This is a genomic window from Rhodomicrobium lacus (assembly GCF_003992725.1).
In the GTDB taxonomy this organism is placed as follows: Bacteria; Pseudomonadota; Alphaproteobacteria; order Rhizobiales; family Rhodomicrobiaceae; genus Rhodomicrobium; species Rhodomicrobium lacus.
Genome location: NZ_RZNF01000012.1, coordinates 139,472 through 161,294, shown reverse-complemented (window position 1 = coordinate 161,294; position 21,823 = coordinate 139,472). Strand labels below are relative to the sequence as shown.

Below are 21,823 nucleotides of genomic sequence, written 5' to 3'. Positions count from 1 at the left end.
CCCTCGCGCCGCCCTGAACATTTTTTGAACGATGGCGTTGCCAAATAAGCCTTGGGACGGGTTCGGCATTTATTTCTCATTTGAAGGAACCCGCCCGTGAAGGTGGCGTTTCGGATGTGATTTGATCGATGGTGTTGCGTGGCATGATGCGGAAAAGAAGAGTTTGGCTCGCGGCCGCCCTTTTTGTAGGACTTATCGCCGTTTCCGCTTATGCCTTGAAGCTCTTCGAGCCGCTGCCGCTCGATGCAGCCGCGTCCTCCTCCCGCCTCGTGCTCGACCGCGACGGACGCCTGCTGCGCGCCTTCACCACGCCCGAGGGCCGCTGGCGCCTCGACGCCCGCCGCGAGGATGTCAGTCCCACCTATCTCAACCTGCTGTTCGCGTTCGAGGACAAGCGCTTCAACACCCATTACGGTGTCGATCCGTTCGCATTCGGTCGCGCCGCGCTTCAGGCCACGCGTCACGGCAAGGCGATCTCGGGCGGATCGACGCTGACCATGCAGGTCGCCCGGCTCCTGCGAGGCTCGCCCACGCGGTCGATCCCGGCGAAGTTTCAGCAGATCGCCGACGCCATCCGTCTGGAATGGGCGCTTTCCAAGGATGAAATCCTCGCGCTTTACCTGAAGCTTGCGCCTTACGGCGGCAACCTCGAAGGTGTCCGTGCCGCTTCGCTCGCCTATTTCGGCAAGGAGCCTCATCGCCTTTCCATCGCGGAAGCGGCGCTGCTCGTCGCGATCCCGCAATCCCCCGAGACACGCCGCCCGGATCGCGGCTATGCGTCGCTCGTCGCGGGGCGCAACCGGGTCATCCGCCGGGCGGCGGCAGCGGGCATCATCCAGGAGGCGGATGCGCGTGCGGCCATCGCCAGCGTCGCACCGCGCGGCCGCTTCGATTTCCGGGCGCTTGCCCCGCATCTGTCGGAACGGCTGATCGCAAGGCATCCCGGTGTGCCGGTCATCGCCACCACCATCGACCGCGGTCTCCAGGAACAGGCAGAGGCCATCGCCAGGCGAAACGCGGAAGCCTTCGGCGAGAAGATTTCCGTCGCCGCTCTCATCGTCAGAAACCGGACCGGGGAGGTGCTGGCGCATGTCGGCTCGGCGGGCTATTTCGACGGCGACCGCCTCGGCGCCATCGACATGACGGGCGCGATCCGTTCGCCGGGCTCTGCGCTGAAGCCGTTCATCTACGGCCTCGCCTTCGAGGAGGGCATCGCGCATCCCGAAACGCTGATCGACGACCGCCCCGTCCGTTTCGACACCTACGCGCCCGTGAATTTCGACAACGTCTTTCACGGCACGGTCACGGTGCGTTCGGCGCTTCAGCTTTCGCTGAACATTCCTGCGGTGAAGGTGCTGAACGAGGTCGGCCCGGTCAGGCTCGCGGCGCGGTTTCGCGACGTGGGCATGCCTTTCGCAATGCCCCGCAATCTTACGGTCGCGCTCGGCGGCGCGGGGCTTACGCTCGAAAATCTGACGACACTCTATGCGGCTCTCGCTCGCGGCGGGACGCTAGTCCCGATCCGCTACGAGAAAGAGGGCGGCCCCGTCTGGGGCGCGAGCGAGCCGCCCGCGCTGCTTCAGCCGGCGGCGGTCTGGTATGTGACGGACATCCTGCGCGGCGCGCCGGTGCCGCCAAACGTGACGCCGGGGCAGGTCGCCTTCAAGACCGGCACCTCATACGGGTTTCGGGACGCCTGGGCGGCTGGCTACGATGGCGAATATACCGTGGCCGTGTGGGCGGGGCGTGCCGATGCCAGCGCCGCGCCCGGGCTCGTGGGCTTGCGCGTCGCGGCCCCGGTCATGTTCGAACTGTTCGCCGCCATCGGTCCGCGCAGGGCGGCCTTCGGTTCACCGCCGCCGAACCTCATCGGGTCGCGCCGCAATGCCGATTTGCCGCCGCCGCTTCGTGTCTTCCGCGAGCAACGGCAGGAGACTTCGGGCGGAACGGCGGAGCAGGCGCTTCATATCGCATTCCCGCCGCCGAACGCAGAGGTGGAACTCGCGAAAATGGAAGGCGGCGATGGCAATGCGGAGCCGCTGCCGGTGGCCTTGAAGGCAGAGGGCGGCGCGTTGCCGCTGACCTGGCTCGTGGATGGCACCCCGCTCGCCTCGTCGCCGCATCGCCGCGACGCCTTTCTCAAACCGCGCGGACCGGGCTTTGTCCAGATAACCGTGGTCGACGCGGAAGGCCGGTCCGACCGAACGCAAATTCGGCTGCGTTGAGCGAGCAGCCGGTTTGCGGGGCTTCGATCGGCTCCGATGACACGCGCCTCGCCTCGAAGCGATACCCCCCGACGTTTTGCCGAGCGATTGCAACCTGCGTCGGAACGGGCTCCGGATCATCCTGCGTCAGATCGGACCCCGATCCGACGCAGACAAGCTGATAGACACTCCGCAGCGTCTTGCTGCGTCGGCTGAAGGAGCAAATGAGCACGGGTGATCTCCCGCGCGCGACACGATGAACGGACGCCGTACAACCTGATCGCAAATTGCGCCTTCCCATTTCCCGAAAGCCCCGCTAGAGACATCGCCACAAGGCGGGCGGCTGACCCGCGTCCGAGGATTTCACCAGGGGCACTTTTCCCATGCTCGATCGCCGCAGTTTCATGAAACTCGCGCTGGCGGCTCAGGCGGCCGCAGCGCTTCCCGCGTTCGCCGGCACGCCTGCGCCCGGCCTTCGTTTCGGCGATCCGCAGCCGTTTTCCTTCGACTGGCTGAAGGCGCATGCGGAAGCTCTGTCGAAAGCGCCCTACGCGCCTCCTCCGCGCCCCGATCCCGCGACCGTTGCCGCCATCGACTACGACGCGCACGGGAAGCTCAAATACAGGCAAGAATACGCGCTTTACGGCGACGGCCACGACGCCGCGTTCCCGATCACGTTCCAGCATGTCGGTTATTACTTTCCGAAGACGGTCCGAATGCACGCGCTCGAACCGAACGCGGGCGGAGCGGTCAGCCGCGAAATCATCTATGATCCGGCCTATTTCACCATCGCGCCGGACAGTCCGGCCGCGCGTCTGGCACCGGAGCCATCCTGCTTCGCGGGCTTCTGGGTGATGGAGCCGCGAGACGGCAAGGATGATTGGAAGAAGGCCGAACCGTGGGTGACGTTCCTCGGAGCGTCCTATTTTCGTGCGAAGGGCGAACTCGGACAGGTGGGCATGTCCGCGCGCGGTATTGCGCTGTCGCCCGGCGGCTCGGGGCACGAGGAGTTCCCGGATTTCGTCTCCTTCTGGTTCAGCCCCGCACCGCCTGCATCGCGCACCGTCACCGTTTATGCGCTGCTCAACAGCCCGAGCGTTTCCGGCGCATACAAGTTCGACCTGCATCGCACGAGCGGCGTCGTGATGGACATCGAACTGACGCTGTTCTTCCGCGAGGCGGTGGAGCGGCTGGGCCTCGCTCCACTCACCTCCATGTACTGGTATGGCGAGAAGGCGAAGCCTGCCGGTATCGACTGGCGGCCCGAAGTGCACGATTCCGACGGGCTCTCGCTGGCGACGGGGCAGGGCGAGCGCATCTGGCGTCCCCTCAACAATCCCTCGCATATCACGATTTCGAGCTTTGCCGACGAGCACCCGCGCGGCTTCGGCCTGCTCCAGCGCGACCGCGTCTTCGATCACTATCAGGACGGCGTGGGCTATGAAAAGCGCCCGTCGACATGGGTCGAGCCAAAGGGCAACGGCTGGGGCAAGGGCACCGTTCAGTTGGTCGAGATCCCGACCGACGACGAGATCAACGACAACATCGTCGTTTACTGGAACCCGGAAAAGCGGCCCGAACCCGGCGACCGCATCGACCTTGCCTACAGGATTCACTGGCTCGCCGACGAGCCCTATCCGACGCCGCTCGCGCGCTGCGTCGCGACCCGGTTCGGACGGGGCGGCGAACCCGGAACGGTCCGCCCCTACGGTGTGCGCAAGTTCACGGTGGAGTTCCTCGGCGGCCCGCTAAAAGACTTGCCAAACGGTGTGAAGCCGGAAGTGGTCGTCTGGGCCTCGCGCGGCAATATCCGCTCGACGGTCGCCGAGGCCGTTCCCGACGACGTGCCGGGGCACTGGCGCACGCATTTCGACCTCAGCGTCGATGGCCGCGAGCCGGTTGAACTCCGTCTCTATCTGCGCGCGGGGGACAAGGTGCTGAGCGAGACATGGCTCTATCAGTATCACCCGTTCGTGACGGATGCGCGGCCGCTCGGCTACTGACGACATGAGGCGGGCCGCGGTCGTGCGGCCCGATCGGGCGACGGCGCGCGCGCTTCAGCGCCGATCGCGCCCGCGCCCGGATGAACCACGCTGCTCCCCGAAATCGAGGGCTTCCAGGCGCTTCGCCTGCACCGTCATGCCGTAAATCAGATGCGGCACGACGCTGTCGATGATGGATTGCCGATCAGCTTTGCCCCGTAAGGCTATGCCGGCTTGACGCAGGCTCGACCCAGGCTGGACGGTGCGCGCCGCGAGCATGCGCCGCGTTCGGGCTTGCGGCTCGGCCGCGCCCGCCGGAACTCCGGTCCGCGTCATTCGTTCACGTTAATTGAAGCGGGTATCGGTTTTGCCTCTCTTTTGCCGCACGTTGCCCGCGTTCTGAGCCCTCCAGCCTAGCCACCGTGTTCATTGCGCAGGAAATCTGTTCCGTTGGTCATGACATGACGAGAGAGCCGAGTGACCGGCTGAAGGATCTTGCCGGCGGCGGGATTCTACCCGCAGGGGAGGCGGCGTTTGCTACCCTCGACGCCCGGGGGCAATTTCTGAGCGCGAACGAGTGGTTCTGCGCTCTCGCTGGCCGCGCCGAGGCGGATCTTCTTCGTTTTCGTCTGTGCGATGTCGCGTCGGGCGATTGGGCGGCGCCAGACAAGCTCGACGGACTCGCGCATCGGGGGTGCGAAACGCGGACGAATCTCGTGCGCGCCGACGGGGGCACTGTTCCGGTGATAGCAACCCTGACGCCTGTTCTTCGCGGAATGGAATTCGTCTGCTTTCACGTCCTCGCGCGCGCCCAATCGAAGGCGCCCAGCGAAGCGGAGGATCGCCGATGCCGCGCCGTGGTGGACGCGGTGCGCGGCGTTCTGTGGACGAACACCGCGAAAGGCGAGATGCGGGGCGAGCAGCCGGGCTGGGCCGCGCTGACCGGCCAACGCTTTGACGAGTATCAGGGGTTTGGCTGGAAGGACGCGCTTCATCCCGACGATGTGCAGCCGACGGTCGACGCATGGAAAGCCGCCGTCGCGGCGAAGAGCATCTATGTTTTCGAACATCGCATCCGCCGCCCCGCCGATGGTCAATGGCGCCGCTATTCCGTCCGGGCGCTTCCCGTTTTCGACGATGCGGGGGAAGTGTCGGAGTGGGTCGGAATTCACACGGATATAACGGAGCAGCGCGCCGCCGAACGCGCGTGGCTCGATCTGACGGCCAACCTGAAGCAACGAGCCCGCGCAGCGGACGAGGCGCGAGAGCGCACATGGAACCACGCTCGCGACATGTTCCTCATCACGGATAGCGAGGGCATCTTTCGGGCGGCAAATCCCGCCTGGACCACCGTGCTCGGCTGGGCGCCGGAGGAGGTTATCGGCAAGTCCTACCGGGATTTTCTTCACCCCGACGACAGCTCAGCCGCGACGGGCGAGGCTTTTTTTGCGCGCGGAGGCGCAAAAGGGACTGAAGTCCGTTTTCGGCACAGGAACGGAACCTATCGCTGGACGTCATGGCTCGTGGCGCCCGATGGCGATCTCATCTACGCCAACGGGCGCGACGTCACCGCCGAGAAGGAAAGCGCGGAGGCGTTGGAACGCTCCGAGGCGCGCATGCGGGCCATCTTCCACACGAGCTATCACTCGAAGTGCATCTCCGCGCTCGACGGTACGCTCCTCGACGCCAACCCTACCTCGCTCGCCGCTATCGGCGCCGATACGGCCGAAGTCGTCGTCGGCAGGCCCTTCTGGGACACGCCCTGGTTTTCGGAGACGCCCGGCATGACGGAATTCATCCGGTCCGCCTTTGCCGAAGCGGCGAATGGCGAGACGGTCCGGCGCGAAATTCTCCTCGCCCTTCCGGGCGGTCCGCGCTGGTACGATTTCACCATGCGGCCGATCTGCGGGGCACGCGGGCAAGTCATCTCCGTCGTCTCGGAGGGGGCCGACATAACGACGCGCCGACAGGTCCAGGAGGCGCTTTTGCGAAGCCAGCGCCTCGAAGCGGTCGGCCAGATCACGGGCGGGATCGCTCACGATTTCAACAACCTGCTGACGCCCATCATGGGCGCGTTTGAGCTTCTTCAGCGGAGGATCGCGCCGGACGAGCGGCTGCGGGCACTGGTCGCCAATGCGATGCAATCGGCGGAAAGCGCTCGTGTTCTCGTTCAGCGTCTGCTTGCCTTCGCGCGGCGGCAGCATCTCGACACGCGCGCCGTCGATCTCAAGAGTCTGATCCTGGGGATGCGCGATCTGATCGCACGCGCACTTGGCCCGCGGATCGTTTTTCGCGTCACGATTGCCGAGGGGGTGCCGCGTGTGCGGGTGGACCCAAGCCAGTTCGAGGTCGCGCTCCTGAATCTTGCGGTGAACGCTCGCGATGCGATGCCGGATGGCGGCACCATCACGATTTCGGCCTCAGCGAAGACGGTTTGCGAGGGAGACATCGCGGAACTCGCGCCGGGATCTTACGTTGCGTTGGCTTTCGATGACACCGGAGTGGGGATGACGAGGGACATGCTGGCCCGCGCGGTGGAGCCATTCTATTCGACCAAGGGGATCGGCAAGGGAACCGGCCTTGGCCTTTCGATGATCCACGGTCTCGCCGCTCAGTCGGGCGGCAAGCTCGACCTCGAAAGCGAGCCTGGCCGGGGGACCTGCGCGACGTTGTGGCTTCCGGTCGCCGATGCGGAGACGACCGCCGATGGCACGCCATCTCCGGAGCAGGCGGCCCTTGCGCCGCTTGCCATCCTTCTCGCGGACGACAACGGCTTTGTGCGCGATGGAGTATCTGCGATGCTGGAGGGCATGGGACACACCGTGATTCAGACGGAAAGCGGTCCCTGCGCGCTGGACCATCTTGCGAACGATTGTGCCTGCGACGTGCTGATCACCGATCAGCGCATGCCGGGGATGTTGGGCAATGAACTCGTCCGGCGCGCGCGAGACCTGCGGCCGGGTCTGCCCGCCGTGCTGATGACGGGCTTCGCGGATGAGGAGGATGCGGTCATGGATACCTTGCCGCGTCTTTCCAAGCCGTTCCGCTCATTGGAACTCGAACGCGCAATCGCCTTGGCGCTGGGCACGCACAAGGCGGCGCCGAAATCCTAGGCGGAATCGCGAATTCCTTGCCTTTGCCTCTCTCGCGACCGCGGCAAGGGAAGGCCGCTTCGATCACGCCGACCTTTGCGCCAGCGCCTGGTTGAGCGCCTGCGCGAGGGCGGCGACTGTATAAGGCTTGTCCACCACCGGGATATTCATGCCGGGCAGCTTGATGTCGTAGCCGCTGCAAATGATGAACGGCAGATTCTGTTGCAGCAGATAGGTTGCTATGTCGCTCGAAAGCTCACGCCCGAGACGAACGTCGAGCATCACGCAGTCGAGAGGCTTTTTGCTGTTGATCTCGTCGAGAGCCTGATCCACGGAAGCGGCCACGCCCGTGACACTACAGCCAAGCTCCGCAAGCATCTCCTGCGCCACGTGGGCTGATAAAGCGTCGTCCTCGACAATCAGAACGCGCGCGCCCGCAAGGGCTCGTTGCTCCATCATAATACGCTGGCTCCTACTCGCTGGCGGTGCAAGCGTTTCGGCGCGCTCGCGCCGAAGATACTTGATCTAGTCAGTCGGCTTTTTGATGATGCAACCCGGCATGAGGGGAGTCCACCCTTTTTGCAGAGCGTCGGTCCGATTTCGCCTCGCCGCCGCTTCAAGGTTGCGTGAGCAGGAGTGGCAAACCTCAGATGGACCCGCATGCCGCGACGTGCGGGAGCGAATTCGCGCCACGGTTGCGGGTCGCCTCAGAATTTGCGCGCAACCACGAATTCTGCAGCGTCGGCGAGCAGGGCTTCGCGGCCCTTGAACGGCGCCAGCGCGGCGAGCGCTTCCGCCTTGAGATCCTGAAGTTTCGCGCGCGCGGTTTCAAGGCCGAGCAGCGAAACGAGTGTGCCCTTGCCCGCTTCCTGATCCTTGCCGGTCGCCTTTCCAACGACGGCGGCATCGCCTTCGGCGTCGAGCAGGTCGTCCGCAAGCTGAAAAGCGGCGCCGAGCGCATCGCCATAGGCTTTCAGCGCTGCCAGTTCGGCCTTGCTTGCTTCACCCAGAATGCCGCCCGCGACACAGCCGTAGGTAATGAGCGCGCCGGTCTTCATCGCCTGAAGCCTGCGAATGTCCGCTTCTCCGAGCGTCTTGCCCGGCGCCATGAGGTCGAGAATCTGGCCGCCCGCCATGCCTGCGCCACCGCTGGCGCGAGCGAGTTCAAGGCCGAGTGCTGCGCGAACAGCCGGATTCGGATGCGTCGATTCATGGGCTATGATTTCAAAGGCGACGGTCAGCAGCGTATCGCCCGCGAGGATTGCCGTGGCATCGTCGAACGCCTTGTGAACGGTCGGCCGCCCGCGCCGCAGGTCGTCATTGTCCATGGCGGGCAGGTCGTCATGCACGAGCGAATAGCAATGGATGCACTCGAGCGCGGAGCCCGCGTTCAGCGCCTTTTCGACCGGCACCCCAAACAACGCCGCGCTCTCGATGACGAGGAACGGGCGAAACCGCTTGCCGCCTCCAAGCGTCCCGTAGCGCATGGCGTCGAGCAGCCTGTCCGGCACGGCGCCGAGCTTCTCGGTGGACAGCCATTCATCGAGATGGCGTTCGACGAGGCTTGCATGGTCTTCGAGGCGTTCTGTAAAGGTCATGACAGGATTGGGATTTATTGTTGGATGCCGGGTATTTCTGCGGGCGCACCATGGACCAGATGATTATGATCCTCAAGCGCGATTTGCGAGCTGCGTCATGACGGATTTAGCGCCAAAGACTTTCGAGCGACTGGTCGAGGCGACGCGCCCGCACGACGACAATGGACGCCACCATCGCTGGCGCGACCGCGCGCTGCGCATCGTTCTCATCGCTCTCGCCCTGTTTCTGCTCGCGCCTTACGTGTTGACGCTCGTCTTCACAGTCGTAAATCCTCCGCTCTCGGCGCTCATGGCGCGGCAGGCGCTTCTGGGGCGGCCCGTGATCCATGAGTGGCGCGACCTCGACGAGATTTCACCGAACCTCATTGCTCAGGTCATCGTGTCCGAGGACGGACGGTTCTGCCAGCATCATGGTGTCGACTGGCAGGCGCTCGACAAGGCGGTCGATGCGGTGAAAGCGGGAAAGCCGAAAGGCGGCGGCAGCACCATCACCATGCAGACCGCGAAGAACATGTTTCTCTGGAGCGATCCGGCCTGGCTCAGGAAGCCGTTTGAAATTCCGCTCGCGGCCTTCATGGATGCGGTGCTCGGAAAGCGGCGCGTGATGGAGATTTATCTCAACATCGTGGAATGGGCGCCCGGCATCTACGGCGCTCAGGCTGCGGCGCGGCACCACTTCAAGACGTCGGCGGACGATCTCTCGATGCAGCAGGCCGCGCAGCTTGCGGCGGCGCTGCCGAACCCCAAGCGGCGCAATGCGGGCAAGCCCGGCCCGCGCGTGGCGGCACTCGCCAACAGGCTGCGCGCGCGCGCGGTACGGGAGAGCGACGGCTCGTTCTGTGTGCTTGAGGAGGAGGCGTCGGCGGAGGAAGAGGCGGGTCGGGAATGACGATCAGCCATCGGCCGCCTGAACAACGCAAGCCAAGCGGCGCGACGGATGTTTTGCGCTGACAGGACTGGGCTAAAGCCTCAGCTGGAAGCGGCGGCTCTTATTCCGCGTCGCCTTCGCCGGGTTCGGGCGAGAAATATTTCTCGAACTTCTCGGCTTCCTGCTGGAACTTTTCGTAATCGGGCAGGGGCGGCTTCTTCACGGTGATGTTCGGCCAAAGCGCCGCGTATTCGCGGTTCACTTCGAGGAACTTCTCAAGGCCCGGCTCGGTATCGGGCTTGATCGCGTCGACCGGGCATTCCGGTTCGCAGACGCCGCAATCGATGCATTCGTCCGGGTTGATCACCAGCATATTCGCGCCCTCGTAGAAGCAATCGACGGGGCAGACCTCTACGCAATCGGTGAACTTGCACTTGATGCAGGCATCCAGCACAACGTAGGTCATGGAACTTCTCCGAAGCCGGGCGGCGCGGCTTGTCCTTTGAAGCGCCTCGATAGCGCATTCGGTAAAGGGAAACAAGCCGGGAGGTGATTGATCCGAATGACGTTATCGCATTCGCAAAAACCACGCTACCGGCCCGGCTTTCCCGGAAACGAAACTTAGCGCGAGTAGAATTCGACGACCAGATTCGGCTCCATCACCACCGGATAGGGAACATCCGAGAGTTGCGGGATGCGCGAAAGGCGCGCGGTCAGTTTGCTGTGATCGACTTCGAGATAGTCCGGCACATCGCGCTCGGTGCTCTGCGTCGCTTCCAGAACGAAGGCAAGGCTCTTCGCCTTTTCGCGCACTTCGACCACGTCGCCCGCGCGAACGCGGTAGCTCGGGATGTTGACGCGGCGGCCGTTGACGGAGATATGGCCGTGGCTGATGAACTGACGGGCGGCGAACGGCGTCGCGACAAACTTCGCGCGATAGACGACCGCGTCGAGACGGCGTTCGAGAAGGCCGATCAGGTTTTCCGAGGTGTCGCCGCGAAGGCGCGTCGCTTCTGCGTAGATCAGGCGGAACTGCCGCTCCGTGATGTTGCCGTAATAGCCCTTGAGCTTCTGCTTCGCCTTGAGCTGTGTGCCGAAGTCGGACGTCTTGCCGCGGCGGCGCTGGCCGTGCTGGCCGGGGCCGTATTCACGCTTGTTGAGCGGGCTCTTCGGGCGGCCCCAGAGATTTTCGCCAAGGCGGCGGTCGATTTTATGTTTCGCGGTCGCGCGCTTCGTCATGTCTGTGCTCCAGAATGATGATGATGATGGTGGAGCAGGCCCTTCCTTTGCAGGTTTCCCTGCCGACAGACGGCGTGTAGCCGTCACGGGCATGCAAAAAGGCGGCTCGGATGCCGCCATCGCGCACAGATAGCGCTTCGGATCATGCGAGGCAAGCGTAAAACGGGAGCTGCCTGCGGCGGCGTCAGAACAAAGGGAACGATTCTGGACGAGATCGAATGCGGCAGCAAGCTCGGGCTTGAGAAACCCCAAACACGAAAAAGTCAAACGACGTAACTGGATTTATAGGCGGTTTCCGGGAAACCTTATACGCGTAGCGCCGTTGACATAGGTCAATTTGAGGCAGAGTCACCGTATGAGCGACCGCGATTTCGACGTCATCCTTGCTGGCGGTGGTCTTGCCGCCACGCTTGCAGCCTACCGTCTGCGCCAAATCAGGCCGGAATTGTCGGTTCTCGTTCTCGAAGCCGACGACAAACTCGGTGGCAATCACACCTGGTCATTCCACACGTCAGATATATCAGAGGACGCGTGGGAGTGGATTGCGCCCTTTGTCGCACATTCCTGGTCCGAGCAGCAGGTGCGCTTCCCCAAACACACGCGCATGCTGAAATCCGGCTACAACTCCATATTCTCCGAAACGCTGCACGCCGCCGCTTTTCCGGTTCTGAAGGACAGCGTCCGATTCTCGGCGCGCGTCTTGAGCGTTTCTCCACATCAGGTGGTGCTCTCCGGCGGCGAGGTGCTGCGCGCGCCCTGCGTCATCGATGCGCGCGGGATGGGTCGCGTCGATAACCTCACCATCGGCTATCAGAAATTCCTCGGTCTTGTCGTCCGCTTTGAGCGGCCGCACGGCCAACCCTATCCCATCATCATGGATGCGACGGTTCGCCAGCGTGACGGATATCGTTTCGTGTATACCCTGCCTTTCACGGACGACACCATGCTGATCGAAGACACATATTACAGCGACAACCCCGCGATCGACGCGCACACGCATCGCGACCTGTGCCTCGATTATGCGCGTGAGCGCGGCTGGGCGGTTGCGGAGATCGAGCGCGAGGAGCGGGGCGTCCTTCCGATCGTGCTTGGCGGCAATGTCGACGATATCCTGGAAAAGAATGCCGACGGCGTGCCGGCGCTTGGCCTTCGCGGCGGCTTCTTTCACCACACGACAAGCTATTCCTTCCCTTTCGCGGTGCGCTGTGCCGACGCAATCGCCAGAATGGATCATCTGACGAGCGAATCGCTCCATCGCCTGACCGTCAGATGGGCTCATCAGCACTGGAGCGAGCAGCGGTTTTTCCGTCTGCTGAACCGGATGCTGTTCTGGGCCGCCAAGCCGCAGACCCGCTACCGCGTGTTGCAGCGCTTCTACGATCTCAACGAGCCGCTGATCGAGCGCTTCTACAGCTCTAGCCTTACTCTTGCGGATCAGGCCCGCATTCTTATAGGCTGGCCACCCGTTCCAATTCATAAGGCCTTGAGGGTCATGGGAGAAACTCGCGTCAATCCCATCCCTCAGCCCGTTTCATCGCCGAGCTGATTCATGGACCCAATTATCGCACTCAGTCACGAGCTTATCGAGAAAGGTTCCAAAAGCTTCGCCATGGCGGCAAAGCTTTTGCCGCGCGACACGCGCTACGACGCCATGATGCTTTATGCGTGGTGCCGTCATTGCGACGACGTGATCGACGACCAGATTCTCGGATTCAACCGGGAAACGGGGAGCGAAAAATCGCCGCAGGAGCGGCTCGAAGGATTGCGCCGCGACACGAGCGCGGCGCTTGCCGGAACGGCATCCGAACCCGTTTTCGTGGCGCTGGGGCGAGTGGCGCACAAGCACCACATCCCCGAGCGCCATCCGATGGAACTTCTTCGCGGCTTCGAGATGGACGTGAACGAGCGTGTTTACGAAACCCTCGAAGATACGTTGGACTATTGCTACCATGTCGCGGGCGTCGTCGGCGTGATGATGGCGATGATCATGGGCGTGCGCGAAAGGCCTACCCTGAACCGCGCCTCGGATCTGGGCATCGCGTTCCAGCTCACCAATATCTGCCGCGATGTCGTGGAAGATGCCAAGGGCGGCCGTCTTTACCTGCCGCGTCAGTGGCTGCGCGAGGCCGGTGTGCCGGAAGACAAGGTCGCCGATCCGCAATATCGTGGCCAGGTCTACGAAGTGACGAAGCGCCTTCTGTGCGAAGCCGACGAATATTATCGCTCCGCGTTGTTCGGCATGCAGCGGCTTCCGCTTGGCGCGGCAGTCGGTATCGGCGCGGCGCGTCGCGTCTATAGAGACATTGGCAGGCTCGTCGCTAACAGGGGCGAGAGTGCCTGGGATGGTCGCGCCATCGTTGGGCCGATGCGCAAGCTTGCGGCGGCCCTCTCGGGAGCGACGGCGGCGGTTCGCGCTCATACGACGCTCAGGATCGGCTACGCGCCGCCGCGCGATGGTCTTTTCACTGTGCCCGAACTCGGCAAGCCTACGCAGCGGAACAGGCCGTTCGCATTCCTGCGCTAGAACCGAACCCTTTCCGATCTGATTTGTATCGCGATAATGGGCTCTTCCTGAAGTTCAACCGATCGGGTTGCTCGACCCGGTCGGATTGCGCTTTCCGACAAGACGCACGACAAAATAAAGAAAAGCTCGCTTTTGATTCGATCAGAAGCTGTCCCGGATGCGACCCGGTTTTGACGGGCGATCGATTCTTCGGCGCGAGATTTCCGCAACAAGGTTGGGATTATGGAATTTGCCGTCCTCGGCCGTGGCGATGAAGATCGCCTCGAACAGCTCATCGCGATCTATCGCGTCTCCATCGCGCGCGCCGAGCAGAAGCCGGAATGGATGGTGCGGGCGATGCTTGGCGATACAAGCCGCCGGCTGCTTGTCGCCCTCGATGACGGGCGAGTGGTGGCGTTCGCCGTCAGCTATTTCGCGCCGGATGCATCTTTCTGGCTTCTTGAGTATCTGGCGGTCGATTCGAACGCCCGGTCGGGCGGCGTCGGCGGGCGAATCTATGACGCGGCGCGCGCTCTTGCCGCCGAAGCGGCGCCTGGCGCTCCCGGGCTTCTCGAAGTCGACGCGCCTCGCGCCGATGCACCGGAAACCGACGAGGCGAGGCGGCGCTTGCGTTTTTATCGGCGGTTCGGCTGCCGGAAGGTCGAGGGGCTCACCTATGTGCTGCCGTTCGGCCAGCCCGGCGAAGTACCGCCGATGTGGCTTCTGGTCGACGGGCTCGAAGAGCGGGACACCGTATCGACCGACAGGGTGGCTGATTGGCTTCGCGGAATTTACGCAGGCGTCTACGCGCAATCTGCGGAACACTCGCTGATCGGGGCGATGATGAAGCCCCTGAAAGGCGACTCGGCGGTTCCTTTGACAGCGCTCTGACGCGATGCCCTGTGGCGCGGTTCAAGCGGGCTATGTGAGAAAGGATGCGTCGAATTGGAGCCGCGCTCCGTTGCCTTATCGGAAGACCGCTTCACACTTTTCCGGACGCGCCCTAATGCAGCGTTTCGCCGCCCGATGTGAAGCGCTTCGCATCGAGCTTGCTGCGCTGGGCCGCCCGCAGCGGAGCGAGTTCCTGAAGCTTCCTCTTGAGGCGCTCCGGCGATGGCGCGAATACGAAGCCGAACGATACGCAGCCGTCCCTGCCGTCGACCGCATGGTGCAGGCGGTGCGCCTGATAGAGGCGGCGAAGATAGCCGCTCTTCGGATGGATGTTCACGCCGAGGCGGTGATGCACCAGCACGTCATGCGCGAGGAAATAGACGAAGCCGTAGGCTGTGACGCCCGCGCCGACGACCCAGGCCCATGTCGGCCCGCCAAACTGTACGCCCCAGGCGATGAGCGCGATGGCGATACCCGCGAAGAAGATGCCGAACGCGTCATTCAGCTCCCACGCGCCGGTGCGCGGCTCGTGGTGGCTTTTGTGCAGGACCCATAGGAAACCGTGCATAACGTATTTGTGGAGGAACCATGCGGTGCCTTCCATGAAGAAGAAAACGGCGAAGAACAATGCGATGTAAAATAGCCAGTCGCTCATCGATCCTCGCCGTTGTTCGATCCCTATGCGCTGACGACGAGCTTCCCTTGAAACTCCGGCATCAGCTCCGAAAATGCTTCCGCAAGACGCGAGGCGAACGCCGTGAACAGACGCCCGTCGCTCCCTGCTGCCTGAGCAGCGGCAACCGCCGCACCCACGCCGCCTTCGATCTTCGCGCGGCCGATTTCCGCGGCTTCGGTCACGCCGAGGAGGCTGGGGAATGTCGTCCGTCCTGAATCTTTGGACGTATCCTTGCCCGCGCGGTCGCTTGTCGCATGCGCGTCAAGCACATCGTCTAAGATTTGAAATCCTACGCCGAGATCAAGACCGAATTTGCGCATTGCGGGGCGCGCGGCTTGATTATTCGCAACTATCGCGCCGCATTCGGCCGCGGCGGCGAAAAGCGCGCCGGTTTTCTGCGCATACATGGTTTCGAGCTGCGCCTCGTTCATGGTGGCGCGGTAGTCTGCGAGGTCGTCATGCTGGCCGCGCACGAGCCCTTCGAGGCCGACGGACCATTCGAGCACGCCGACGGCTTCGGCGCGCTGGTCGGCCGAAAGCTTTGCCGCCGCCGCCGCGACCCCATAGGCGCGGTTCATCAGGCCGATGGAGGCGAGGATCGCGGTCGCCTCACCGAAAACGCGGTGATTGGACGGGATGCCGCGCCGCGTGGCGGCGTTGTCCATGCAGGGCAGATCGTCGAGGATCAGCGAAGAGGTGTGGATCATCTCGACCGCGCATGCGAGGTCGAGAGCGTCGGTTTCACGCCCGCCGAGTTCGCGGGCGGCAACGAGGGTCAGCACGGCGCGGACACGTTTGGCGGGGGCGAGGAGGCTGTGCCGCAGCGACCCCTGCAACGGATCGAGTGGCCCGTCCAACTCTACCAGTTCCGCAAGCCGCGACTCGATTTTCGCCCGCAGCATCATGTAAACGTCTAGCTGGCCGCCCATGTAAGATTCCCGCACTGGTAACTTGACGATGGCTTGAAGTGGCCTCTATCTCTCCGAAGTCGGTTGAAAGACCGCGTAAAAACAGCTTGGCCATCAAAACGGTATGGCCCATGCGCCATAGCTTGTAAACTGAACTTTACACACTGCGGCATTCGGGGCCAAGGTGTTCGGAGAGGTTGACACCCATGCCGAAAGCGTACTGGATCGCCCGCGTCGATGTGAAAGACGCCGAGGCATACAAAGCTTATGTTGCCGGCGCGGCAGACGCGTTCAAAGCACACGGTGCGCGCTTTCTCGCCAGGGGAGGACGCTTTACCGCAGCGGAAGGCACCGCCCGCGCTCGTAATGTCGTCATCGAATTTCCGTCCTTCGAAGCGGCGGTGGACTGCTACAACTCGGCGGAATATCAAGCCGCCCGCGCGCATCGCGTCGGTTTTTCCGAGGGTGAGATCGTCATCGTCGAAGGCGCCGAACCGTAAGACCAGATAAGGAAGAGCCATGGATCAGATCGTCGCGAACACTGAAGCGCCTTCGCGCTCGCGCGCCGAAGGTGCCGAAACCGCACTCGTCGTCGGCGCAGGATTCGGCGGTATCGCGGCGGCGCTCCGGCTCGCGGCCAAGGGCTACCGCGTGACGTTGATCGACCGTGGCCGCATGCTTGGCGGGCGCGGCCAGGTTTTCGAGAAGGACGGCTTCAGGCACGACGCCGGGCCGACGGTGATTACCGCGCCGTTCCTCATCGAGGAACTGTTCGACCTGTTCGGCAAGAAGAGCGAAGACTACATCACGCTCAAGCCGCTCACGCCCTGGTATCGCTTCTTCTTCGACGAGGACGGCTCGACCTTCGATTACGGCGGTACGCTCGAAGAAACGCTCGCCGCGATGAATCGCCTCGACCCGCGCGACGGCGACGGTTATCTGCGCATGCTGGAGCACTCGAAACAGCTGTTCGACGCCGGCTTCACGAACCTCGCCGATCAGCCGTTCCACAACCCCTTCACGATGGTCGGCCAGATCCCGCGCCTCGTTCAGCTCGGCAGCTATAGGACTGTGTGGGACTTCGTGACGAAATATTTCCACAGCCCGAAGCTTCGGCAAGCGCTGTCGATCCAGCCGTTGCTCGTCGGCGGCAGCCCCTTCCAGACGACGAGCATTTACGGCCTGATCCATTACCTCGAACGCAAATGGGGCGTGTTCTACGCGGAGGGTGGCACGGGCGCGATTGTCGCCGCGCTCGGCAAGCTGATGGAAGAGGAGGGCGTCGATATTCGCCTAGGCGAGACGGTGTCTTCGATCGTGATCGAGAACGGGACGGCGAAAGGCGTGCGCCTCAAGAATGGCGAGACTGTTTCTGCCGACATCGTGGTGTCTGACGTCGACCCGATGCATCTCTTCGGCGACATGATCCCCGACAGTGAAATCGGCCTCTCCGCGCGCCTGAAGCGCAGGACGGCCCGGCTCTCGATGGGGCTGTTCGTGCTTTATTTCGGCACGGGGCATCAATATCCCGACGTCGCGCGCCATACGATCTGGCTCGGCAAGCGCTACAAGGGGCTGCTCGACGACATCTTCAACAAGAAGGTGCTCGCGGACGACTTTTCGCTCTATGTCCACCGCCCGACGGCGACCGACCCGACTTTTGCGCCCGAGGGCTGCGATTCGTTCTACGCGCTTTGTCCCGTGCCCAACCTCAAGGGCGACATCGACTGGGATGTGGAAGGGCCGAAGCTGCGCGACCGCATCGTTGCGGGCCTCGAACGCACGATCCTGCCGGGCTTGTCGGAGACGATCCGCGCCGAGATGTTCATGACGCCGCGCGATTTCAAGCACGGCTATCTGAGCCACGAGGGCGCGGGCTTCTCGATCGCGCCGCACTTCACGCAGTCGGCCTATTTCCGCTTCCATAACAAGGCGGAAGGCATCAAGAACCTCTTCCTGACGGGCGCGGGCACGCATCCGGGCGCAGGGATCCCCGGCGTGATCTGCTCTGCGAAGGTGATCGACAAGCTCGTTCCGCATGCGCGGTCTTAATCGTGCGAGAGGATTGCCGCTTCTCCTAAGCGGCGGCGATTGCGACCGAGAGACCAAGCCAGGTCGCTCCTGCGACCCAGCTAAAAACGGCGGCTCCCTTGCGGGATGTCGCCGTTTGATATTTGCATCCTGGGGCGGAAACGCGCCCCCCCTTTTCGCTAGATAGAGCCTGCCGTCGCAGCGTGTGGCGCGGCGTCCGACACGCGATGCGCCTTGCGGTGGTGGTGCTTGCGATGATGATGCTTGTGCGAGCGATGGACATGGCGATGTTTGCGGTGCAGGCGCTTCGCATAGCGCTTGCCGTGACGCTTGGCAGACTTCTTCGCCTTCTTCACCGTGGCTTTCTTCGCGATGCCGGTCTTCGCGGCTGCTGTATTCGCGGGCGCGGGCTTCGCATCCTTGGCTTCAGCGACGGGCTTCGCGTCCGGCTTCGCGGCGGTGCCCGGCTTCTTGTCCTCGGCCTTTGTCGCAGCCTTCACTTCGGGCTGCTTCGCCGCAGTCGTCCCGACCTGTTTCTTGTCTTCGGGCTTTGCAACAGCCGGCTTCGCTTCTGCAGCTTTCGCCGAGGCGGGAGCGGGCTTTTCGGCCTCGACCTTCGGAGCAGGTTTTACGGTGCCCTCAGGCTTTGAATCCGCCGTCTTCGCGGGAGCGGGCTTATTGGCCTCGGCATTTGCAGCGGGTTGAGCGTGCGAAGCGCTGCCGTTCTGCGCCGCGCCCACTTCTTCCTGCTTCGGCTTGGACGGATCGGCGGAATAGCTCACGCTCGCGAGCATGGCTAAGGCAGCAATACCAACTGGTACAAAAAGCAACTTTTGCATAGGACCACACCGGAGTTGAAGTGAAGGAAACGGGGGCCGTCGCCTGAATGCGGACGGACGCCGGCCCAGCCGCCGGGTGCGCTTCTCCTTCCCCCGGGACAAGAGCGCGCTCCCAGCTTGGCCTTGAGCTAAAAAGAAAATTTGCGAAGCCTACAAGCCTCGACTATCAACGCGGATGGCTTTTGCACATGCGAAATGGGACAGGACGGAGTGGCATGACCCCGCGATTGAGAAAACTGATCGGCGTCTTTGTTTTCGTGTTCGGATCGGTGCTGTATTTCCTGTTCACCATCTCCATCGCGCTCGCGCGCCTGCCGGGCACGGAGCTTTGGCGACACCTGTTGTTCTATCTCGTGATCACGGTGATCTGGATGTTGTGGGCGGGCGTCCTTATCAGGTGGATGCTGAAGCCTCGCCCGGGCGAGGTCTGAGAAGCAAAAGGGCCACGAGGGCGCCCCGGACGGCAGACAAACCCCGGCTTTTTGGCGGGGTTTTTATTTGGAAGTGTGGTGTCAGGAGGGTTCCGGCGTTTTTTTGAGGAGCAGGCTCTCATCACGCCGCATGGGAGAGGGTTTCTCGCATGCCGCGGCGGCTGTCGGTTCTTTTCGCGCGCCTCGACGTGTGATCGAGCGTTCGGCCCTGGCGCTCGCGGTGCAGGAGGCGATGAGCGGGAAGAGCCGGTACAGCGCCGGACCGCCTTTGTAACCCCCCGCGATCTCCCTCAGAAAGTGGTCCTCGGGACCAGTTCCTCGATGCTGACCGCCGCGAACACGCTCTGTTGAGGGAACCGGTTTCTACGGCGTGACCCGCTGAATCAAAAGCTCCCGCACGAGGCGGGAGCTTTGTCAGCAGTGTGAGGGCGGGACGAACCCGCCTTGCGTCGTTTGGTGCGCGCCTTACTGCGCGGCGAGGGCCTGTTCGAGGTCGGCGATGATGTCCGCCGGGTCCTCGATGCCGACCGAGAGACGCACGGTGTCGTCGCCCGCGCCGGCCAGTTCGCGCTGTTCGGGCGTGAGCTGCGAGTGCGTGGTGGAAGCCGGGTGAATGATGAGGCTGCGCACGTCGCCGATATTGGCGAGAAGCGAGAACAGCTTCACATTCGAGATGAGGTTGACGCCCGCTTCATAGCCGCCCTTCAGGCCGAAGGTGAACACGGCGCCCGCACCCTTCGGCGTGAGCCGCTGGGCAAGCTCATGATAGCGGTTGCCCGGCAGGCCCGCATAGTTGACCCAGGCGACCTTCGGGTGCTTCTCCAGCCACTCGGCGACCTTGAGCGCATTTTGCACGTGGCGCTCGATGCGAAGCGAAAGCGTCTCAAGGCCGTTCAGGATCAGGAACGCGTTAAGCGGCGCGATGGCGGGGCCCAGGTCACGCAGGCTCAGCACGCGTGCGGCGATGGCGAAGGCGAAGTTGCCGAATGTCTCGCCGATGTTGAGGCCGTGATAGGACGGATTTGGCTCCGAAATCGACGGATAGCGTCCGCTCTTCAGCCAGTCGAACGTGCCGGCGTCGATGATGGCGCCGCCGATCGAGTTGCCCTGACCGCCGAGGAATTTCGTGAGAGAATGCACGATGATGTCCGCGCCATGTTCCTTCGGCCGGAAGAGGTAGGGCGTCGCAAGCGTATTGTCCACGATGAGGGGAACACCGGCTTTCTTCGCAACCGCCGCGATTGCGGGCACATCGATGATGATGCCGCCGGGGTTCGCGATGGATTCGATGAAGATGGCCTTCGTCTTCGGCGTTACGGCAGCCTCGAAGCTCGCCGGGTCGTCGCCGTCGGCCCAGACCACGTTCCAGCCGAACTTCTTGAAGGCGTTGTTGAACTGGTTGATGGAGCCGCCATAAAGCTGGCGAGAGGCGATGAATTCGTCGCCCGGCTCAAGGAGTACGTGGAAAATGAGAAACTGAGCGGCGTGGCCTGACGCGACCGCGAGCGCCGCCGTGCCGCCTTCGAGGGCCGCGAGGCGCGCTTCGAGCACGGATTGCGTCGGGTTGTTGATGCGCGTGTAGATGTTGCCGAACGCCTGAAGGCCAAAGAGCGCAGCCGCGTGTTCGGCGTTGTCGAACACATAGGATGCGGTCTGATAGATCGGCGTGATGCGCGCGCCGGTCGCGGGATCCGGCTGCGCGCCAGCGTGAACTGAAAGGGTAGCAAAGCCGGGTGTCTGGTCGGTCATGGTTTCTCCTCCGTTTGGGAGATTCAACCGCCGATCCCGAATAAAAGCAATCATTTTTCTTGGCATTTAATAAACGCGCCAAGAAAAGCAAAATAATTGCGATAAGATGTGCCTATGGCGCAAAGCACAAGGCGCGGGAAAGCGCCTGCGCGCGAGCCGTTTGCGAAGGCCGACCGTTCAGGCGATTCCAGCTTCGGCTTGACTGCAAAAGAGCGCGACAAGGCACCGCATTTCATGGCTTCCCGGCAACCGGTCAGCCACGGCGGCGGGCGTTCCAGTCCTCGCGCGTAAGTTCCCACGTTTCGAACGGAAGTCTGCCGCTAAGGAAGGCGCGCTCGCCTCGCGCTATGACACGACCACCTTGCTTTTCGGTAATTCGACGAGAGCCGACGTTCTCGACGGCCTTTGAAACAATCAGCGCCGGTTCCATGAGAGAGTTGAACCAGAAATCGGTCACGGGCTCGCAGGCTTCCGTCATGATGCCCTGACCTTGCCACGGGAGAGCTAGCCAGAAAGCGCGGTTTTCGCTTCTTCTCTGAAAAAGGCTCACCATTCCGATATGATATTCCGGGCCGTTCTTCAGGCGAATCGCCCAGCAAAACGAGCTTCCCCGCTCTAATGCCGGAAGTTGAACATCGCGAAAGAAAACGTGTGCGCCGTCTTCCGGGTAAGGCCATGGAATACCGGCACTCATGAAGCGGACGATCTCCCAATGAGGGAAAAGTTTCTGTGTGGCCGGTGCGTCCTGCAGCGTTGGCGGCCGCAAAATCAGACGCGGTGTTTCGAAGGTTCGCTGCATGGGGTTCACGCGC

General features: G+C 63.0%; 20 protein-coding genes. 10 read left to right on the top strand and 10 right to left on the bottom strand.

All coding sequences use genetic code 11. The annotated features are described in order from the left end of the window. The first annotated feature begins 143 nt into the window (after positions 1-143). Positions 144-2,225, top strand: coding sequence for a penicillin-binding protein 1C (gene pbpC, locus EK416_RS10205; RefSeq protein ID WP_245434015.1), 2,082 nt, complete (start codon positions 144-146; stop codon positions 2,223-2,225). A gap of 362 nt (positions 2,226-2,587) precedes the next feature. Then, the gene (locus EK416_RS10200) at positions 2,588-4,207 is read left to right on the top strand and encodes an OpgD/OpgG family glucan biosynthesis protein (protein WP_127077391.1); all 1,620 of its coding nucleotides are present in this window, start codon (positions 2,588-2,590) and stop codon (positions 4,205-4,207) included. Between the two features lie 54 nt (positions 4,208-4,261). On the opposite strand, the gene EK416_RS10195 is transcribed toward EK416_RS10200, so the two are convergent. Beyond that, complete coding sequence (locus tag EK416_RS10195) at positions 4,262-4,522, bottom strand: hypothetical protein (protein ID WP_127077390.1); 261 nt, start codon at positions 4,520-4,522, stop codon at positions 4,262-4,264. A gap of 125 nt (positions 4,523-4,647) precedes the next feature. Between EK416_RS10195 and EK416_RS10190 the strand changes: the two genes are divergently transcribed. Continuing rightward, positions 4,648-7,299, top strand: a complete 2,652-nt coding sequence (locus tag EK416_RS10190; RefSeq protein WP_127077389.1) for a PAS domain S-box protein — start codon at positions 4,648-4,650, stop codon at positions 7,297-7,299. Positions 7,300-7,362: 63 nt separating this feature from the next. Here EK416_RS10190 and EK416_RS10185 read toward each other — a convergent pair whose 3' ends face one another. Then, positions 7,363-7,737, bottom strand: coding sequence for a response regulator (locus EK416_RS10185; protein ID WP_127077388.1), 375 nt, complete (start codon positions 7,735-7,737; stop codon positions 7,363-7,365). 248 nt (positions 7,738-7,985) lie between these two features. Beyond that, entirely contained in the window at positions 7,986-8,876 is an 891-nt protein-coding gene (locus tag EK416_RS10180; RefSeq protein ID WP_127077387.1) for a polyprenyl synthetase family protein, read from the bottom strand. Positions 8,877-8,973: 97 nt separating this feature from the next. Here EK416_RS10180 and mtgA point away from each other — a divergent pair, with 97 nt between their 5' ends. Then, positions 8,974-9,765, top strand: a complete 792-nt coding sequence (gene mtgA, locus EK416_RS10175; RefSeq protein ID WP_127077386.1) for a monofunctional biosynthetic peptidoglycan transglycosylase — start codon at positions 8,974-8,976, stop codon at positions 9,763-9,765. Positions 9,766-9,865: 100 nt separating this feature from the next. On the opposite strand, the gene fdxA is transcribed toward mtgA, so the two are convergent. Together fdxA and rpsD are read right to left on the bottom strand one after the other, a co-directional pair. Beyond that, positions 9,866-10,210, bottom strand: coding sequence for a ferredoxin FdxA (fdxA, locus tag EK416_RS10170; protein ID WP_127077385.1), 345 nt, complete (start codon positions 10,208-10,210; stop codon positions 9,866-9,868). A 155-nt stretch (positions 10,211-10,365) separates the two neighbouring features. Then, a complete protein-coding gene (gene rpsD, locus EK416_RS10165) occupies positions 10,366-10,983 on the bottom strand; it encodes a 30S ribosomal protein S4 (protein WP_127077384.1) in 618 nt (205 codons plus the stop codon). A 355-nt stretch (positions 10,984-11,338) separates the two neighbouring features. On the opposite strand from rpsD, the gene crtY reads away from it, so the two are divergent. The 3 genes from crtY to EK416_RS10150 all read left to right on the top strand — a co-directional run bounded on the left by crtY (position 11,339) and on the right by EK416_RS10150 (position 14,377). Then, the gene (gene crtY / locus EK416_RS10160) at positions 11,339-12,529 is read left to right on the top strand and encodes a lycopene beta-cyclase CrtY (RefSeq protein ID WP_127077383.1); all 1,191 of its coding nucleotides are present in this window, start codon (positions 11,339-11,341) and stop codon (positions 12,527-12,529) included. 3 nt (positions 12,530-12,532) lie between these two features. Then, on the top strand, positions 12,533-13,507 hold the full coding sequence (locus EK416_RS10155; protein ID WP_127077382.1) for a phytoene/squalene synthase family protein: 975 nt from the start codon (positions 12,533-12,535) through the stop codon (positions 13,505-13,507). Between the two features lie 222 nt (positions 13,508-13,729). Further along, complete coding sequence (locus EK416_RS10150) at positions 13,730-14,377, top strand: GNAT family N-acetyltransferase (RefSeq protein WP_127077381.1); 648 nt, start codon at positions 13,730-13,732, stop codon at positions 14,375-14,377. Positions 14,378-14,489: 112 nt separating this feature from the next. On the opposite strand, the gene EK416_RS10145 is transcribed toward EK416_RS10150, so the two are convergent. Further along, positions 14,490-15,032, bottom strand: coding sequence for a sterol desaturase family protein (locus EK416_RS10145; RefSeq protein ID WP_127077380.1), 543 nt, complete (start codon positions 15,030-15,032; stop codon positions 14,490-14,492). A 23-nt stretch (positions 15,033-15,055) separates the two neighbouring features. Further along, positions 15,056-15,982 (bottom strand): polyprenyl synthetase family protein, encoded by a 927-nt coding sequence (locus tag EK416_RS10140; RefSeq protein ID WP_127077379.1) that lies wholly within the window; start codon positions 15,980-15,982, stop codon positions 15,056-15,058. 185 nt (positions 15,983-16,167) lie between these two features. On the opposite strand from EK416_RS10140, the gene EK416_RS10135 reads away from it, so the two are divergent. After that, on the top strand, positions 16,168-16,461 hold the full coding sequence (locus EK416_RS10135; protein WP_127077378.1) for a DUF1330 domain-containing protein: 294 nt from the start codon (positions 16,168-16,170) through the stop codon (positions 16,459-16,461). 19 nt (positions 16,462-16,480) lie between these two features. After that, entirely contained in the window at positions 16,481-18,013 is a 1,533-nt protein-coding gene (gene crtI, locus EK416_RS10130; protein WP_127077377.1) for a phytoene desaturase family protein, read from the top strand. Between the two features lie 158 nt (positions 18,014-18,171). On the opposite strand, the gene EK416_RS10125 is transcribed toward crtI, so the two are convergent. Next, positions 18,172-18,786: a hypothetical protein gene (locus tag EK416_RS10125; RefSeq protein ID WP_127077376.1), complete on the bottom strand. Its 615-nt coding sequence runs from the start codon at positions 18,784-18,786 to the stop codon at positions 18,172-18,174. A gap of 260 nt (positions 18,787-19,046) precedes the next feature. On the opposite strand from EK416_RS10125, the gene EK416_RS17750 reads away from it, so the two are divergent. Continuing rightward, positions 19,047-19,262, top strand: a complete 216-nt coding sequence (locus tag EK416_RS17750) for a DUF2842 domain-containing protein (RefSeq protein WP_164729970.1) — start codon at positions 19,047-19,049, stop codon at positions 19,260-19,262. Between the two features lie 465 nt (positions 19,263-19,727). On the opposite strand, the gene EK416_RS10115 is transcribed toward EK416_RS17750, so the two are convergent. Both EK416_RS10115 and EK416_RS10110 read right to left on the bottom strand, forming a co-directional pair. Further along, positions 19,728-21,011, bottom strand: coding sequence for an O-acetylhomoserine aminocarboxypropyltransferase (locus EK416_RS10115; RefSeq protein ID WP_127077374.1), 1,284 nt, complete (start codon positions 21,009-21,011; stop codon positions 19,728-19,730). Between the two features lie 253 nt (positions 21,012-21,264). Beyond that, positions 21,265-21,810 (bottom strand): GNAT family N-acetyltransferase, encoded by a 546-nt coding sequence (locus tag EK416_RS10110; protein WP_127077373.1) that lies wholly within the window; start codon positions 21,808-21,810, stop codon positions 21,265-21,267. Positions 21,811-21,823 lie beyond the last annotated feature (13 nt).